Genomic DNA, 15647 nt, shown 5'->3' on the forward strand with positions numbered 1-15647 from the left:
GTATGAAACTCCTGCCCGGACAGAATCCATGTTCCTGTCGGTCGCTGTAGTGCCCTGAAATATTTATGCGCAAGCGCAAGGTATGGGCGAAGGGCACTATAGAGGAGCGTTCCCGGCGGCTTCCTGATAATCAGATGACAAATTTATCATCCAAGTGCCAGGGCCCTGGGATCACAATCCGCCCCATGAGAATCCTAATAATTGAGGATGATGAAAAGTTGGTAGACCAGCTTGTCAGAGGGTTGGACGACGAAGGGTTTACTGTAGATTTTGCACTTGATGGGATCTCAGGACTAAATAAGGCGGCTACCCAGGATTTCGATGTAATTATTCTTGATGGCATGCTTCCTGGAATAGATGGCCTTGCTGTTTTAGCGGCTTTGAGACAGTCAAAGCAAACAGCTGTTTTGATGCTCACTGCAAGAGATTCAGTTGAAGACAGAGTGACCGGCTTGAAAAGCGGTGCTGATGACTATATGGTCAAGCCGTTTGCATTTTCCGAATTGGTCGCAAGAATAAAGGTATTGCTCCGCAGGAATCCTTCATTGAGCAGTGCGGTGAATGTTGCGACAATATTGAGAATGCACGACTTGGAAATAGATCTTGCAAGGCAGCGTGCCTTTCGTGCGGGGAAAAAACTCGATCTAAGTGCGAAAGAGTATAGCTTGCTGATATTGTTGATACGTAGACAAGGAGAGGTGATTTCTCGAGCTGAGCTAGCCTCTCAGGTCTGGTCAATAAATTTTGAGTCAGAGTCAAATGTCGTTGAGGTGGCCATTAGAAGGCTAAGAATGAAAATCGATGAGCCGTTCGATAAGCCATTGCTGCACACCATTCGCGGAATGGGCTACATTTTGGAATCAAGATGATTAAACAAGGAAGAGCAAAAAAAGCGACGCGCCCTTTGTCGGCGCGTTTGTCTATTTCTCTGGCTCTGCAAACTATTTTTGGACTAGGAATAGTGTGCGTGGCTGTTTATCTGGTCATATCGCAAACGCTCTATTTGAAGCAAACCGATGCTCTTGATCATAAACAAGTAGCGTTGGAGCGCCTGCTCAATGAGAGTAAGCTACACATAAATACCGAATCGTTGCAGAGTTCACTGTTGGATTTTTTGAGCGGGCACGACGATTTGTCATTGGTGGTGCGAAAATATGGCGTGAATGGGGAGGTTCTTTTTGAACTGCTGCGTCACAGAGAAAATACCATTGAACGCGAGTTCTCTGTGAAAGTTTCAAGTCAAGATTCTAGCCCTCAAGAAATAGCTGTAACACTCATATTGGATCGTGGTCCGGATAATATGATTTTGCGTCATTTGGCATGGACGCTTGGCATCGCAGCTATCGCTAGCACTTTGATTGTTTCTATTTCAAGTATCTGGTTGGTGAAGAAGGGGCTGTCGCCAATTAACCTTTTGATCACACAGACGCGACAGGTATCTGCTCAAAATTTGATAAAGAGATTGGACGATAGCCAGCAGCCTCAAGAGTTGATGCCCTTGATACGGCAAATTAATGACCTCTTGGATAGGTTATCTGTTGCTTACAGGCAGATGGAATCTTTTAACGCGGACGTGGCACATGAGCTGAATACACCTTTGTCAACTTTGATAAGTAGCGCGGAGCTGGCACTACGAAAGCGGAGAACATCGGATGAACTGGTTGATGTCCTATCTTCCAATTTGGAGGATTTGCATAGAATGGCCAGCATCATTGCCGATATGCTTTTCCTCTCAAACGCAGATAGAGGGAATGGTGCTCAGCGAATGGCGGTAAGCAGTCTCGCTGAGCTCGCTCGCGAGGTTATTGAATTCCACGAAGCGTCTCTTCTGGACGCTGGTTTAGAGGTAGCCATACAGGGCGAAGCAAAAGGCATCTTGGATGCGAGCTTATTACGTCGTGCACTTTCGAATCTTTTGGGGAATGCTACGCGCTATGCCTCAAAAGGTAGCAAGATAATTGTTGATATCCGAATGGTTGCTTCTGATCGAAACCCATTCACCATGAATGCACAGCATATCCAATTGACAGTCACTAACGAAGGCCAGACCATAGATCCCTCTCATCTTCCGAGACTATTTGATCGATTTTACAGAGCAGACTCCTCTAGGACGCAGGCTAGAAGTAACCACGGACTAGGACTGGCAATTGTTGCCGCAATTGCCAGGCTGCATCAGGGTAATGTATTCGCAAGATCTGAAGCGGGAGTGACTAGTATTGGGTTGATATTCCCGCAGATCAGTGATGACGCATAATCAATTTTCGTCAGAATATGATGCCCTGAGCGTGAGATGATCGAGATGGTGAAGAATTTTGGGGATAGAGTGTGGCGCGCAATTAAGAAACCGGAACTTGTATTTGCAATAATACTTCTTTCAGTTTTTTCTGCATTAAGTATTGGTCATGAAGGACTGAGGTTGGTAAAGCTACTGGTTTTGTACCTGCCATATTGCTTTCTGATTTTTCTTTTTGCAAAAAATGGAAATCCGTCTTGGATCGGCAAGACCTTCGTTTGGCTTGTGACCTTGGCATTTTATGTGGATGGAATCGCTCGATATTATCTGAGAGAGGCCTATGACGCCGCGCCTGATAGCGCACTTGTTTTAAATGCAGTAGCGAATACCAATCTCCGAGAGGGCATTGAATATGCATTTGCAAATTCAGTGTTGTTGATATGCTTGGGGTTGCTGTTGTTTTTTCTGGCGACCCTTTCTTTGGTTCTCTTGATCTCGGTTGATTCAGCGCCAAGGAGCTACTCGAGGGCTATTTGGTGCATCGTCGTCTTGCTGATGACGTTTAGTTTGGTTGCCCATGTCAATAAGCCCTGGAGGAAGTTGCATCCAATAGTTTTCTGGAAAAACTGGCAGGAGTCTATTTCACTTGTTCAGGCAGAATGGGCAAACCAAGTTGCCATCCGTGAAGAGCAGTTCACGAGAGCGAAGACACTGGCGCCAAAAGTTGAGCGCAAAGGGAGCTCCACAATTGTTCTCGTAATTGCGGATAGTATTAATAGAGATAATTTGGGGATATATGGCTACCCAAGAAATACCACGCCGATGCTCTCGCTAAAGCGGAGGGATGCGGGTAGAAATATGGTGATATTCCGTAATTCTTGGTCATTGGATGCAAGCACAATACCTGCGTTTGAACGGATGTTTTCATTGCAGGCCGCTTCTACTGATAATTCATTGCACCTTTTGGCCATGGCTCGAGCCGCGGGTTATAAGACGTGGTGGGTAAGCAATCATGATGATGTTGCAATTGAATCGCGGCATGCAAGCTATGCAGACATAGTCGAGTTGATCAACCGCACGCCTGGTCGCTCATCATCCTCATTGGATGGCGAGACTCTGAATCTTTTGGAAGAAGCTCTAAAGGATGGGGCGGAGAATAAATTTATTGTTGTGCATTTGCTTGGTGCACATCCTCATTACAGTCTTCGCTACCCGAAAAATGAGAACCCTTTTGATGATACAACTGATGATGTAGATCGGGAGATGGAGGCTAAGCATAGATCATTTTGGGTGCGTGGTTTCAGAGAGCAGTATGACGCCGCACTCTTGTATCATGATTCGGTAATTGCCAAAACACTGGATCTGATGAAAACTTCAGAAAGTAGTTCAGATTATCAGGCCTGGATGTACCTATCTGATCATGGCCAAGAGGTTGGACATCTACTAAATAAGGTTGGTCACAGCCCTTCAACTGAGTCTGGCTATCGTATTCCGACCATAATTTGGCGCAATAAAATTGAGAGTAATAGTCCGGATAACCTTGGTGATAGAGGATTTAGGTCTGACTGGGCCTCTTGGACAATTGCGGATTTACTCTCGCTGCAATGGGAGGGAAAAAGTAGTAAGTTAAATATCCTGGCTGAAGACTATCAATGGATTGCTCCGAAGCTTCCATTTCCGTTGACGGAGGCCACGCCCAGCATGCGACCATGAGCGAACATGAGCGAACATGGTCGTTAGCATGACATTTTTGTCCTGCTCAGATTGGGTGTATGACTCTCGTGTGTGTGAGGTGTGCTTGAGTATGAGGCGGGCGCAGCAAAATTTCGCTCTCTAGCCCCGCTGAAATGAAAGCATCCTTGGCTAGAAACCCTTAAAATTAGCAATTTGCTAGCATGCAAATTTAAGGAACACCATGACATCCGATTACAAGACACTTCTTCAGCAGAAGGCTGAACTTGAAGCCAAGATTGCCCACGCTCTGGCCACAGAAAAGTCTGGCGTGGTCGCCCGCGTGCGCAGCCTGATCGAGGAATTCCACCTGACTCCAGACGATGTGTTCGGAGGCTCCAAACGCAAAGCTTCGGCTGGCGCGGCCAAGTACCGCGATCCTGGTACCGGCGCTACGTGGACGGGGCGTGGCAAGCCGCCCAACTGGATCAAGGATGCTGCGGATCGGACCTCTTTCGAGATCTGACGGGCGGCCAGGAGCACGCGAGCTTGAACGCGTAAACGCCGTGATCGATGGGGTTTGTGCCTTTGGTCGAAATGCCTTCCTGGCCAAGATGGATCGCGAGGTGTGTCGTTCGAGTTCCAGACATTTCGATGAATGGCTCTTTGCTCGATCTCGACATCGCGGTCAGCCTTGATGTCCAGCACTAATCCTGTAGCGAAGGCCAGTGTAATGTGCGCATCAAGACTTAGTCAGCGATGTTGGGTGCCAGTGGCCTAAGCCTGCACAAAGCCCTTGAGCTTGGGATAGAGCGAGTTCGTCGCGGATAGCACGTTCGTCGAAGTGAGTGATCAGATCAAGCATCACCATGCAACGATCCTCCTGGCAATTGAAAGGGTGCTCGAATGATTTCACACCGAACAGCCCATGAGCTCGCCGTCGCCATCCAACAACCCCTCACGCTTGCAGGCCTCGCGAAACGTTTGCCGATTGAAGTCCAGTCTGCCCTGCGCAAGCCACTGAAAGGCAACTTCGTCATACACGAAGCTGCTCTCGCTCACGGGGATTCGGCGTAGATCACGGCTCTCGAGCAGCAAGGCCAGATTTTCCCGATGGCCTTCCAATGACGTGGAGTCCGTATCCAGTGACAAAGTCCGTGGCAGCAGCAGGAGTTCCTGATCATCAATGCTCAGGTGTGCCCCCCAGAGCTCCCTGACCTTGCGGGCGTGTGAATTCAACTGGTCGATACAACACGATGACCGCCTGAAGCTGTCGCTCGGAAGTCTGCCAGTGCCGACCGCTCTTAGCCGAGAACTGCTGCGGCGCGAGACTCGCTCGCAAATGGCCGATCAATCGCCGGGCGGCGATACACCGAACTTCGCACGTAATGCCGCCTCCACCACGACTCGCTCGGCCTTGATGTCGATGTCTTTCGGCACCTGGATGTTCAGGTCCTGCAGCTTTTTTAGTGCGGCCCAGGCTTCGTAGTCGTGGAAAGGGTTCAATCCCATTACGTTCCCGAGCTGCTGGTCTGCAGTACCCACCGCCGGTGAGATCTTGGCGAAATCTGCGATCGCCTTGCTGATATCCCAGTCTCGTCCGAACAGCAGCAATGCTGACAAGGCGAGCACACTGCCCGTGCTCGAACTAGTGTCTTTGACCGCATTCAATGGGGGGTGCGTATGAGCGATGAATTCCGACAAGGCCAGGGTCTTCCTATATTCGGAGGCCAGCACCGTAGGGTTGAAAACTGGCCTGCCGGCGTAGCGCCTGGCCAAGCTCTCCGACCGCTTTCCGCTCGCGCCGAACAGGCCAATGTGCTGGTCTATCAAAGCGCGCATGTTCGCCTGGTGCTGGGGATAGCGGGCTTGAACTAGGCGAGCTGCCTGGGCCCTCCAGTTAAAGTTGGGCAGTTCGGCGATCTCTGGCGTGATCTCTACATCCGTCGGCAAGGCGCCGCGAGCGTGAAATGCGTTCTCCCGCAGTGCATCGATCCACGGATACGTTCGCGGGTCTAGGGAGACCACAAACATCGACTCGACCTTCTTGTTGAAAAACCAATCCCGCATGGAACGAATGGAACCTTGGCTGAAGCTGCCTACCTCGATCCCGGTGCACACAAGATCCCTCACCGCTCGCGTCAGATTCGACCGTGACTCACTGAAAGCTACTAGGGTTTCGGGTACGGCATTCGTCGCATCTGGGTTGGCGTAGTCGCAAAAGGGGTGGTGACCTGGTGTCGTGAATCTGAAGAATGACTGCCTTTTGGGCTTACCGGACTTGCCCGCGACGACGGAACGAACAACCTCGGCCCCTGTCACCGAGCAGTCTGGGCACTTGAGATCAGCGCGAAGATGGGCTCGCCACTCATCAGGAATTCTCTCAACGGACATGTAGGCATGGCCTGTTTCTGCACTAAGTTTTTCCAGAATTTGGTCGACGTCGAACTCGCCGGTGCGAGTAATTGAGAAGGCTGTTAGCGTCATTGCTCTCCCTTCGCGGAAATATTAGCTCAACGAAAAATAGACGATCGCCACTTGAGTCGATAGCGAGCCTGCGGGCGGCACTCGGTGAACCCCCTTTCTTGGCTGATTCCAACTGACTCCCTTCCAGCCACTACGGGGCACCGAAGGATAGAACGGTAACATGGTTGACGCTGGATCCAACGTGCAGCAACAGACCAGCTTACACAGTACCGATAAATGAGAGCCCGAGCACGATTTTTGCCAGATATACCTCAGCGACAAGAGAAAGGGAATTCTCTCATAATCTTCCAGCCTCTTTCCAGTGACGCGGTAACCACCACCATGTCGTAAGAATCAAAACAGCGATCAACGCCGCAGCTATGCTGCCCACGAAATGACCAAATATGGTTGAAAGAACAAGTTGTGTGCCTGATATCAGCGCGATAGCAAGCGTTACCGCGCCCGCCAGAATCTGACGAGATGCAAATGTTTTGAAGCGAGGTCTGTCAATCAGCGGTCGAATTAGTCGATGCTGGACGGCGGTTGCACTTAGTAGTATCAAGCTCATCACTGCCAAGAGGAATGTCGCCAAGAATACCCATTTTTCCGTGTAAGCGATTGCATCGAATCTTGGCATGAAAGGTACTGTTATCAAAAATGCGGACAGTAGCTGTGAGCTAGGAAGTAGAATGCGGAGTTCTCCAAGTAGATCTGTCAAATCTCCATCGTTGTTTATTTCAGACATTTCTTTGTCTGCATGTGTTTGATTGTGTTCAGATTTCATTAAAAATACATCCTATTTTGCAACTGATAATTTTTCTTGGGTACGTTTTTTGGTTTTATAAGGTGATCATCAAACCCACTATTTCTTGCATTTTCGTCACGCCAGTGTCATTTTCTCGTAATTTAGGGTAAAGCCTCTGTTGTATTTTTTGAAAATGGTGGTCAACTTGGGTCTCCCTTCAGTGCCACTTCAATGTGGCCGAAGATCCCCATCATTTCTGTAGGGTACTGAGTTCTGTTGATTTGAAATTTATTATTTCGCGAATCGCCTCGCGAACGAGAAATTTCACAATTTATTTCATGATTACATATTTGTAGTCATTGCACAAATTCGCTCTTCGTAAGGTCGCCGATACCCGGGTAACCGAGCCACTTGCATGCAAAGCAACGCGAGAAACCGATCTGCAGGAGGGTGAATTGGTCCATGACCATCAGCCGCTTACCCTTGGCGAGGGGATTTCTCCGCTGACTGATCACGTCCTCCGTGTTCAGGCGCAGAGTAGGATGCAAATCCAGCACATGAAAGCTGTTCGCAACTGCCTCCTACAGCTCTAGCTGTACTGTTCAGAACCGGTGCTGCTTGAGCTGGTACCGGTTTCGATGACACCTTGTTATTGCACATGAAACCGGCAGCAGCCCAGTATCATCCAGGCCGTTGATGGGTTGTCTGATCAAGTCGGACGCAAGCGCGCGATGCTGCTAATCAAGAATTCATCATCGCTTTCTGCCCGCGTGACTTTCGTCGGCTTGGCGCTGGCGGGGCGGCCATCCCGCAGACTTTGAAGACGCACAGTCTTAATGTCGGAAATGTTATAGGCGCGGATGAGACGGGGCATCTCCACACGATTCGCCGCCGCTTGCTCCGACAAGGCCAACTTCCCCGCATCTGGTCGGCACAACGTAGGCTTTATGTGGTCGCGATACCGGGCCTGGGCTCCCGTCGCATCGTGGGCTGGTCGATGCTGGTGAGTTGTCCTCATCACTGAAATTTCAACGGCCGACAGTACGACCGCGCATTTCAGGATCCACTGCTCAAGCGCTTGCAGACCGCAAGGCTGCTCAGCTTGAGCGCCCGCCTACCAGCAGGCCCATGGAACATGGGGAACGGGTGAAATAGCCAAATACTTAGCCGCAATGAGTTCCTTGGTTTTGCATAAATCTCATAAAAATCATGGGCTTACACTGTTTTAGTGATCCGCAAATTTAGGCGCAATCTTTCACGCTCAGAGGCCTTTCATGCTGTCGCACTTTGCCTTAATTGCTGCCGTAGTTGATGTCGCACTTCCGGGTCGGAAAGCCCGGTGGTGCCGTCACAAGCTACCAAGTTGCTGATAGCGAGCGGAGGCCAGTCCTCAATGTCATCGTCCAGGGCGATCCAGTGGCGCGGTTTTCTCCGCTGCACGTCTGCCAAGATCTGCATGCCTCGCGGGGTGCTCTGGAACGACGCTAGGTTCCAAGGATCAGCCCCATGGACACGCTTGTGGTATGTGCCGCCGATGAATCGCGCGCGCAGTCGCTCAGGCAGCCGCTGAAGCGTCTTGGCGTAACCTGGGCGAATGCACCAGGTGCTGCTCAGCACCAAGGCCACAGAGGGATATGGCGCCAGTTCCTCTTCCAGAATGGGAAGCCACTCAAACAGCGCATGGCCAGGAGCTTGGTATGGGCTCATGTAGATGCCCTTGCGGGGATGCCAGAGTACCTTCTCATGGTGGACTACGCCATCAAGGTCCAAGTACAGGATCACATCCGCGCTGCGAGGCGTGGATGCCGGTACATAGGGCGCGTTGTGACCAGAAGTCATCGCATGTGCGTCACGCATAAGGGTAGCTGTTAGGCGGAGTCTGTAGCGGATGGTTGCGCGCTAGACCCATGCTACCAAGATCCTTCATAACATCCAGGGGCAGCCGGCAGCCGGCAGCCGAATACCGGGACGGCGTTCACGAGTCAGTCGCTCAGCCAAGCACTCTTATCAAAGCCCTGCAGATTTCCAGGCTCTTGGGCCGTGTGCTGGATGATCGCGGTGAGGGCCATGATGCCGTTCTCTGAACGTCAGATGGAAAGAAAGCAATCACTATCGCTATTCGCTTCCCGAATGCCTTTCTTGACGTGCTCGAGAAGCGCGTTCAGAGCATCGATCAGTTTGGCCAGGACGCAGTAAGCGGCGCTTTCTGGATCGCATGGCGATGCGCCAAGTCACCTCTCACTTAGTTTCAGGCCGTTTGACAACACTTTGATAGTCGGCATCAGCATAGACCTCCCGGTCGCTTCAACTAAAATCGCTGAGAAAATCTCCTCTCCAACAAAGAGCTAGGAATTTCAAAATATTCGTGAGGAAGAACTCCAAATTTTCTCATTGTCTCCAAGTAAGCAAGTGGTCGTCTTTTATCCGACTGATCCGAGTACACTGAGCGGTGAAGCAGAGCGGCCAACACCGCACGGCCATTCATTAAGAAAACCCGCTCTGCAGAGGTAAGGAGATCGTCGGCTACCGGATGGAAGATTTTTCCTAGCCCTGAAGATAGCGGATTAGCACACTGCAAACAGTATTGCAAAGTAGCGACGCCTTGCTTATCCGGCCCCGCGTTAATCATTGTATCTGGGAGAGTGACAGGTGCGCTGCAGTGAGCGCAGACGTCCTCTAGCAAGCAGTCGTGAACAGGACACCATCGCCACGCTTTAAAACGCCAATGCAGCGGGAAAAATTTACAACCAGGCTCTTCCAGACAAAGTGGACAGTATCTGTAGCGGGCTTTACGGCATTCAGTCCACAGTAGAAAATTATGCCCTAATGGATCAAGACTTCGCAGCCCAGCAAAGATGTGCTCCGCGAGCGCAAAGGATGACGCGGGCAACCCAGAGACTCTAGAAATCTTACAAATCGCGCCTCCAAAAACTGTTATGTCTGGGTCGCATCTAGTTGGAACTCCAAGATGTGACTTCAAGCTCGGTAAATTTACAGCCTGACTTAGCGCGGCGCGTGTAAGCCAGGATGCCGGGCTTTCGCCACAGCAAGTATCGGGCACACCAACCAATTTCATAGAGTTTCCTCGAACAGGCTCTTCTGCCCGAGTGCCGCGTGCCGGGATTTCAGCTGTTCAAGCTCACGTCGGCCGAAGATGGAGCCGTACATACCCAGTGCTATGCTTCTGTCCTGCGGTGTGACAGGATGGACAATGACTTTGATGAATGCGGCAGCCGCGACTACCGGAGCAAGTTTTTCACCGGCGTATGGATACTCGTTGGACCAAGCTTGAAGGCGCACCAAGCCTCGTGCAGCGATGGCTTTTGCATAGCCAGGTGATAGGCACTTGGCGAGCGCTCCTGCGCTTGTGGCAGCCCATGGACCATGGAGCAAGCCAAAAGCATACAGTGTGTGTATCAGACCATCCATGGATAACAAACCTATGCAAGGATGCAAGCTAAATTCCGCGAGTACTTGCGACAGTTGTTGCCTGTAGAAAACCCCATCAAGCAACCGCTGCACCTGCAGCTGTTTTCCATCTGCGACAGAGGTACCGGTTCGGCCAAGATGATGTCCACAGTGACCCCATTCCACTGATCTGCGGTCCCATCGAACTGCAGATCCGCAGCGAAGGCACTTGTCAGTGAAACCAAGCCCATGCTTAACACAGCAACTCGACAGGCCAATGTCCCAATGCGCTTTGAGATAGCCACTTTCCTGTATGCATAGAGCGCATAGCTGAGGACGGCTCATCCTCAGCAGCCCAGCAACTCTGAAAACATGCCCGTAGCATCGTCTAGGCACTCCAGGTGCAACGGTAGCAGCAATGGGAAGCCTGTAAGCAAGCCTTGAAGCATCCACACCAAGCAATGGGGCCAGTTTTTGTGCATGGACCGCATTGAACCTTACAGAGCGCCCTATACCCAACATCTTTCGTAGCAAGTGCAACTTGCCTCCATTGGTAGTCACGACACGCAGGCAGAAACCAAGACCAGATTCATCATCGAATAACTCTTGGCAAAATGGAAAGGGAAGATCAAACAAACGGATTACCTCGCACTGCCCCCGCACCAAAAACACCTTGAAAACCACGCTGGAGCGCTTTTCTATCCACTTGCCGATCATTGGAGTCGTAAGCAATGAGGACTGCCTCGGTAACTAAGCGCTTGAAAGCGCGTAGATTTCCCTCGCTGGCCATGTGCAAACGCATAGCCATCTGCACATCATTCATACAGGTCAGATCGAAAGATTGACATTGTTTAACGAATCCCCGAACAAATCCCACCCAATTCGCATCAGCGATGAAGTTATCCATACTCTCACGGCCACTAACGCGTGATGAAAGGTGGGGCGCCACCTCAGGCAAGTTGTCGAGTTCAGAAGTGCCAGCTAGAACCAGACTCAATTTACATTCGTCCACCAGCTCTCTAAGAAACTCGGTAGCATCGTTCTCCCATTCGTTGCTCATCTCGGAGCGCCGCTGATACAGCAGGTGCTGAGCCTCATCGAGCCAGATCAGCCTCGTTTTGTAGTTCTTGAGAGCGTCGAACAGGAGAGATCTACGCATGTACAGCTGCCGTGCTGAGCCCGAATTAAATGGGTAGCGGATCGCGTTGAGGATGGCTTGGACAAGGTGAGATGTCCTTGGCTTATTCTGCACCCGAACACTAATAGCAGCCATACCTTGCGCAAAAAGAGCTGAATTCGGCAATGATGCACGAAAATACTCAAAAGATGCCGTTTTTCCGACACCCGAAGGACCGACCAGTCGCATTCCCTGTGGCATATTAAACTCAGTGCCTAGCTGAAATAGCCTGTCGAGCGACGTGAGTGCTTGAACTGCAGCAGGAAATAGCACAAATGTCCGATCAACAGATTTTGCCACACGCAATGCATTAACCGAATATGTAGCCAACCTGCGTGCCTCAAGAAGTTCATCATCAGAAGCAATCGCATCGAATTGCATCGACTGATCAAAGTATTTATTTTTACCGCTATTTTCCATAGTCAAAATGAAAATGTTTCAAATTGCGGAATGTCTTTCTCAGACAACTTGTATTCCGACTCTGACAGCAACTGAGTTGCGCTCGTCTCCTTCGAGACGGATTGTGCGGAGCTTGGAGACATCACTTTGTGTGAAGTCAGGTCGGCATACCGTCCCGCCGTCAACGCGTCAACTCGGCCTCGCCGACTCGTTGCATCGAGCCAGTGGTCGTGCAAACGCTGCCGGGCGCGTGCAAGTGAGTCCATACGATCGACGGACTGAAGGTCTTCTTTAGCGAACTTTCTAATCAAGCGATGTTGATTGAAACTAAGGCCACTAGCATATTGCGGCCAACGACACTGCGCTTCATGCCATGTCACACCATCTGGATCTAAAAAATGCAATGTGGAAATATCATCAGGATCCCATTTGCACAAGAGCTTCAATTTACTTCCATGCCTCTTGAAAACGTCTTTAAACGCATAGCTACCGTAGGGCAATCCAGTGAATTCAATTCCGCCCTGATTCACAGTCAGCATCCTGGACATACCTGCTGCTAGCCGTAGCTGATCTAACGTCCCAGGATAGCGTGCTGGTGGCACACGTTCAATTCCTTCTTGAAACAAAGTAAAAGGAGTCGCCATCTTTCGCCAATTTGGCTGATGCGGATATACATCGACAACAAACATCAGCAGACCGTTAATCAAATCTGTGAAGGTGATCGCAGCATCTTTGTAGGGGTCTATCCTTAGTATGCTGCCTACAGACTTTGTCACGCGACCCTTGGTCAAAGTCAATGTATTTAGCGTGCTAAAAAACCGCTCTACGTGAGGTTTCAGCCAAGGCGTACGAACACGGCAAAACATCAAGTCTACGCCGAGACTCATTGCCATCGTTTTGAAGCCAAATGAATGAAATTCAAGACCGTTATCTATTACCCATTCGTCACCCAACCCGCAAGATAGCCATTCATTCTCCAACTTCAACGATTTAATCATGTCTGCTTTAGGTTGCAATGCATTGCGAACCACTCCGCAAACTGATGTTAGCCCCGGCCCATAAAAGGAGATGTAAAATCCAAGAATATAGCCAGAGAAAGCATCAATCATCACTGTTAGCGTGGGCCTCCCTAGGGGGAGGCCTGTTCTGTCACAGATCACAACCCAATTGAGTGGCGTATGGTCGATTTCCACTTTCTGATAGGGATAGGTAGCCACTCCCTCAGGGAACGCGCTGCGACACTGCATTCGCGCTTGCGTGGGGCCCTGTCGCGAGGCGATCCTGTGATAAAAATCTACGTCTTTGATACGGCGTGCCACTGTTTGGTAACTCACCGCCGCTTCGTCTGACTGCAGAATTCCCTGCTGATAAGCACGCTTGAGTGCGATTTCCAGCTGCCTGTGAGCATGCTTGATTGATTGCTGTTTCGTCGTGAAGTACTCGCGCTTGAGCACTTGCCAAACGATCTTTTCAGCCTCGTTCCTCAGTCGCTTGACCCTCTTTCCCACCCTGTGCTTATCAACAATAGCCAGCGGGTTGTTGCCGCTCCTTTCATAGTTTCGCACCCACATCATTACTGCAGATGCAGAGGGTGCTTTCTCCCCTCTAAATTCGGCAAATTTTTTTATGGCCAGCGCCACCTTTGCACGTTGTCCCTTCGAAATGCGTAAACGCCTCAATTGCTTGATGTACGCAAGACGCTGCTCTAACCCTTTGCGTTCGTGCTCTGTCAGTGAAGCCAAGTCAACGAGCGCTGGCCACAGATCGGGCCCGCGGGGTACCGGTTCTGAGCTATGTTTAATGAGCTGATATTTGCCATCGTGAAACCCGCTCACCAGTTGAGCCGCTGTGGCCGTAAAGGATCTACGAGTGATGACATCCTCAATCAGGTACTCGCTTTTGTCGAGTTCACGGACCAGCTCAAGCGTTCGTTGACCCTGCCTAAATGTCAAGCCAGCGACCAAACTGAAGTGCATGGCACGCTCCTTCCTCACCAACATTCGGCAAGTACACCAAGTCCTTAGATTCATAGCGCAGATCAGCGCCAAGCATCAGTTGCCTATGGGCTACCAGATACAAAATCACTTCAAGGGGCACGCCAGCCTCTCGGAGCGACATGATGCTCACGGTACCGCCAGCCTCTGCAACCATGGTTTTAGCCAACTGCTGGTCAGCAAGTCGGCAGACACCTTTCGCGTAGCGCCTGATGATCAATGCTCTCTCCATCAAGCCGCCATGCCGAAGCCTCGTGTCTCGAACAACGAAGAACAGCATTCCACGCTCCGCGAGCTGGCGTCGTGCGTGAGCGAACAACTCCTGGTAGGAGTCCACGAATTTTTCGGGCTTGACCTCGACGACAGCACAGGACCCATCTGCAAACTTCACCGCAAAGTCTGGGGTGTAGCTTGATGCTTTCAGGCTGAGCTTGAAAGGCTGCGCTTTGATAGCCCTGGTCAAGGTGAACAAAGCCGCACAATGCACAAAGTCGCGCTCGACAGACGAATCCGCCTCGATGGCTTCGTCTTGCAGGTGAGGAAGGTTTAGCAAGCGCACGGTGTGCGCGGGCGAGCGATGCACCACCTTGCGGGTAGCAGGTTGCATGTTTTCTCCAGACAACAGAATATCCTCCAACCTCATGCTTGAGGTCGGATTTTCTTGACAACCGGAGAGTGCTGGGTAGACTTAAGTTTGCGGCTGATATTTTTATCAGCACTCTGGCCGGTCAATTTCTTCGGGGATTGATCGGTTTTTTTTATGTCATGGGACGCTCCTGTAGCAGTTTTTGTTGGCGCCGATGAAGGTGAACATCGTTCACAAAGGCAGGGATGACCTCGACCTTGGGATGCTCAAGCATGCCCAAGGCGATGGCGATTTCGTAACTTTTCCCGCGCGACGCCTTACTTTTGCCTGCCAGAACGGCGTACACCAGTGCCACAGAGAATCCGCGTGCGAGCGCCCACTCTCTGACGGAGACACCGTGCAAAAGGAACTGTTCTCTGATCACTGACGATGCTTGTTTCACTTTTTCTCCAACTTCCTTCAATTCTATGCAAATTTTTCAAAACTTATAGAAGATCATGAAGTCGAAGATATCAAACATAAGAGATGGGGTAGCTACAAGACTGCGTGAAGCACGAGAACTTTTAGGCCTCAAACAAGCGGAGCTCGCAACCCTGACGGCCATCAGCCGCTCAACGCAGATTGCCTACGAAAAAGGCACTACAGAGCCCACAACTGGATACTTACAAGCAGCGCAGCGGGCTGGACTCGACATCGACGCAGTTCTGTTTGGACCGAGGGAAGAGATTGATCATGCGGCTCCTCCCCCAGCGCGCGGACAACCTGACTGGGTACTCATCCAAGAGTGCTGCGACACAGTGGACTTCTTCTGTCTACGCTTTGCGCCGACCTGTCCGGCCAGCTATCGCTGGAAGCTGATCAGGCAGCTGTATGAGGCGCTTTCTGCTGCACTCTTGCAGGAGCCAGAAGCACCACAACCACCGTCTTTAGAGGTACTTAGCAAGCTGTGGGCCGACTATGGAAAGTGA

Annotated in this window: 15 protein-coding genes and 1 pseudogene; 5 read left to right on the top strand and 11 right to left on the bottom strand. The window is 50.8% G+C overall.

Annotated features, from left to right (window positions below):
• Window positions 1-185 precede the first annotated feature (185 nt).
• The 4 genes from ACRSCF_RS24560 to ACRSCF_RS24575 all read left to right on the top strand — a co-directional run bounded on the left by ACRSCF_RS24560 (window position 186) and on the right by ACRSCF_RS24575 (window position 4430).
• Complete coding sequence (locus ACRSCF_RS24560; RefSeq protein WP_012203641.1) at window positions 186-869, top strand: response regulator; 684 nt, start codon at window positions 186-188, stop codon at window positions 867-869.
• Window positions 866-2254, top strand: coding sequence for a heavy metal sensor histidine kinase (locus tag ACRSCF_RS24565; protein WP_012203640.1), 1389 nt, complete (start codon window positions 866-868; stop codon window positions 2252-2254). Before ACRSCF_RS24560 ends, ACRSCF_RS24565 begins: the two co-directional genes overlap by 4 nt.
• 36 nt (window positions 2255-2290) lie before the next feature.
• Window positions 2291-3946 (top strand): sulfatase-like hydrolase/transferase, encoded by a 1656-nt coding sequence (locus ACRSCF_RS24570; RefSeq protein WP_012203639.1) that lies wholly within the window; start codon window positions 2291-2293, stop codon window positions 3944-3946.
• A gap of 202 nt (window positions 3947-4148) precedes the next feature.
• The gene (locus ACRSCF_RS24575) at window positions 4149-4430 is read left to right on the top strand and encodes an H-NS family nucleoid-associated regulatory protein (protein WP_012203638.1); all 282 of its coding nucleotides are present in this window, start codon (window positions 4149-4151) and stop codon (window positions 4428-4430) included.
• Between the two features lie 386 nt (window positions 4431-4816).
• On the opposite strand, the gene ACRSCF_RS24580 is transcribed toward ACRSCF_RS24575, so the two are convergent.
• The 11 genes and pseudogenes from ACRSCF_RS24580 to ACRSCF_RS24630 all read right to left on the bottom strand — a co-directional run bounded on the left by ACRSCF_RS24580 (window position 4817) and on the right by ACRSCF_RS24630 (window position 15121).
• A complete protein-coding gene (locus ACRSCF_RS24580; RefSeq protein ID WP_012203637.1) occupies window positions 4817-5143 on the bottom strand; it encodes a hypothetical protein in 327 nt (108 codons plus the stop codon).
• 111 nt (window positions 5144-5254) lie between these two features.
• On the bottom strand, window positions 5255-6391 hold the full coding sequence (locus ACRSCF_RS24585) for a hypothetical protein (protein ID WP_012203636.1): 1137 nt from the start codon (window positions 6389-6391) through the stop codon (window positions 5255-5257).
• Window positions 6392-6668: 277 nt separating this feature from the next.
• A complete protein-coding gene (locus tag ACRSCF_RS24590; RefSeq protein ID WP_012203635.1) occupies window positions 6669-7154 on the bottom strand; it encodes a DUF6328 family protein in 486 nt (161 codons plus the stop codon).
• A 1233-nt stretch (window positions 7155-8387) separates the two neighbouring features.
• The gene (locus tag ACRSCF_RS24595) at window positions 8388-8972 is read right to left on the bottom strand and encodes an HAD domain-containing protein (protein WP_012203634.1); all 585 of its coding nucleotides are present in this window, start codon (window positions 8970-8972) and stop codon (window positions 8388-8390) included.
• 451 nt (window positions 8973-9423) lie between these two features.
• Window positions 9424-10191, bottom strand: a complete 768-nt coding sequence (locus ACRSCF_RS24600) for a TniQ family protein (RefSeq protein WP_016453758.1) — start codon at window positions 10189-10191, stop codon at window positions 9424-9426.
• Window positions 10188-10544 carry a hypothetical protein gene (locus ACRSCF_RS24605; protein ID WP_012203632.1) on the bottom strand — a complete coding sequence of 119 codons (357 nt, stop codon included), beginning with the start codon at window positions 10542-10544 and terminating at the stop codon, window positions 10188-10190. Before ACRSCF_RS24605 ends, ACRSCF_RS24600 begins: the two co-directional genes overlap by 4 nt.
• Window positions 10545-10778: 234 nt before the next feature.
• Window positions 10779-11240 (bottom strand): annotated as a pseudogene (locus tag ACRSCF_RS24610) (TniQ family protein); the annotation flags it as partial.
• Complete coding sequence (locus ACRSCF_RS24615) at window positions 11152-12120, bottom strand: TniB family NTP-binding protein (protein ID WP_012203631.1); 969 nt, start codon at window positions 12118-12120, stop codon at window positions 11152-11154. The gene ACRSCF_RS24615 and the pseudogene ACRSCF_RS24610, both read right to left, overlap by 89 nt.
• 2 nt (window positions 12121-12122) lie before the next feature.
• Window positions 12123-14075, bottom strand: a complete 1953-nt coding sequence (locus ACRSCF_RS24620; RefSeq protein ID WP_012203630.1) for an integrase catalytic domain-containing protein — start codon at window positions 14073-14075, stop codon at window positions 12123-12125.
• On the bottom strand, window positions 14041-14700 hold the full coding sequence (locus ACRSCF_RS24625) for a TnsA endonuclease N-terminal domain-containing protein (RefSeq protein WP_016453756.1): 660 nt from the start codon (window positions 14698-14700) through the stop codon (window positions 14041-14043). The genes ACRSCF_RS24620 and ACRSCF_RS24625 overlap by 35 nt, the downstream gene beginning before the upstream one ends.
• A 151-nt stretch (window positions 14701-14851) precedes the next feature.
• A complete protein-coding gene (locus ACRSCF_RS24630; protein WP_126313170.1) occupies window positions 14852-15121 on the bottom strand; it encodes a DNA-binding protein in 270 nt (89 codons plus the stop codon).
• Between the two features lie 55 nt (window positions 15122-15176).
• On the opposite strand from ACRSCF_RS24630, the gene ACRSCF_RS24635 reads away from it, so the two are divergent.
• Window positions 15177-15647, top strand: a complete 471-nt coding sequence (locus ACRSCF_RS24635; RefSeq protein ID WP_012203628.1) for a helix-turn-helix domain-containing protein — start codon at window positions 15177-15179, stop codon at window positions 15645-15647.

The sequence above is a fragment of the Delftia sp. 11MD genome (genome assembly GCF_050907895.1).
Classification (GTDB): domain Bacteria; phylum Pseudomonadota; class Gammaproteobacteria; order Burkholderiales; family Burkholderiaceae_C; genus Comamonas; species Comamonas tsuruhatensis.

What these genes read in the sequence shown, in the direction of transcription:
- ACRSCF_RS24560 (WP_012203641.1), top strand. Translation starts at nt 186, where the DNA reads ATGAGAATCCTAATAATTGAGGATGATGAAAAGTTGGTAGACCAGCTT.
- ACRSCF_RS24565 (WP_012203640.1), top strand. Translation starts at nt 866, where the DNA reads ATGATTAAACAAGGAAGAGCAAAAAAAGCGACGCGCCCTTTGTCGGCG.
- ACRSCF_RS24570 (WP_012203639.1), top strand. Translation starts at nt 2,291, where the DNA reads ATGATCGAGATGGTGAAGAATTTTGGGGATAGAGTGTGGCGCGCAATT.
- ACRSCF_RS24575 (WP_012203638.1), top strand. Translation starts at nt 4,149, where the DNA reads ATGACATCCGATTACAAGACACTTCTTCAGCAGAAGGCTGAACTTGAA.
- ACRSCF_RS24585 (WP_012203636.1), bottom strand. Translation starts at nt 6,391, where the DNA reads ATGACGCTAACAGCCTTCTCAATTACTCGCACCGGCGAGTTCGACGTC.
- ACRSCF_RS24590 (WP_012203635.1), bottom strand. Translation starts at nt 7,154, where the DNA reads ATGAAATCTGAACACAATCAAACACATGCAGACAAAGAAATGTCTGAA.
- ACRSCF_RS24595 (WP_012203634.1), bottom strand. Translation starts at nt 8,972, where the DNA reads ATGCGTGACGCACATGCGATGACTTCTGGTCACAACGCGCCCTATGTA.
- ACRSCF_RS24600 (WP_016453758.1), bottom strand. Translation starts at nt 10,191, where the DNA reads ATGAAATTGGTTGGTGTGCCCGATACTTGCTGTGGCGAAAGCCCGGCA.
- ACRSCF_RS24605 (WP_012203632.1), bottom strand. Translation starts at nt 10,544, where the DNA reads ATGGATGGTCTGATACACACACTGTATGCTTTTGGCTTGCTCCATGGT.
- ACRSCF_RS24615 (WP_012203631.1), bottom strand. Translation starts at nt 12,120, where the DNA reads ATGGAAAATAGCGGTAAAAATAAATACTTTGATCAGTCGATGCAATTC.
- ACRSCF_RS24620 (WP_012203630.1), bottom strand. Translation starts at nt 14,075, where the DNA reads ATGCACTTCAGTTTGGTCGCTGGCTTGACATTTAGGCAGGGTCAACGA.
- ACRSCF_RS24625 (WP_016453756.1), bottom strand. Translation starts at nt 14,700, where the DNA reads ATGCAACCTGCTACCCGCAAGGTGGTGCATCGCTCGCCCGCGCACACC.
- ACRSCF_RS24635 (WP_012203628.1), top strand. Translation starts at nt 15,177, where the DNA reads ATGAAGTCGAAGATATCAAACATAAGAGATGGGGTAGCTACAAGACTG.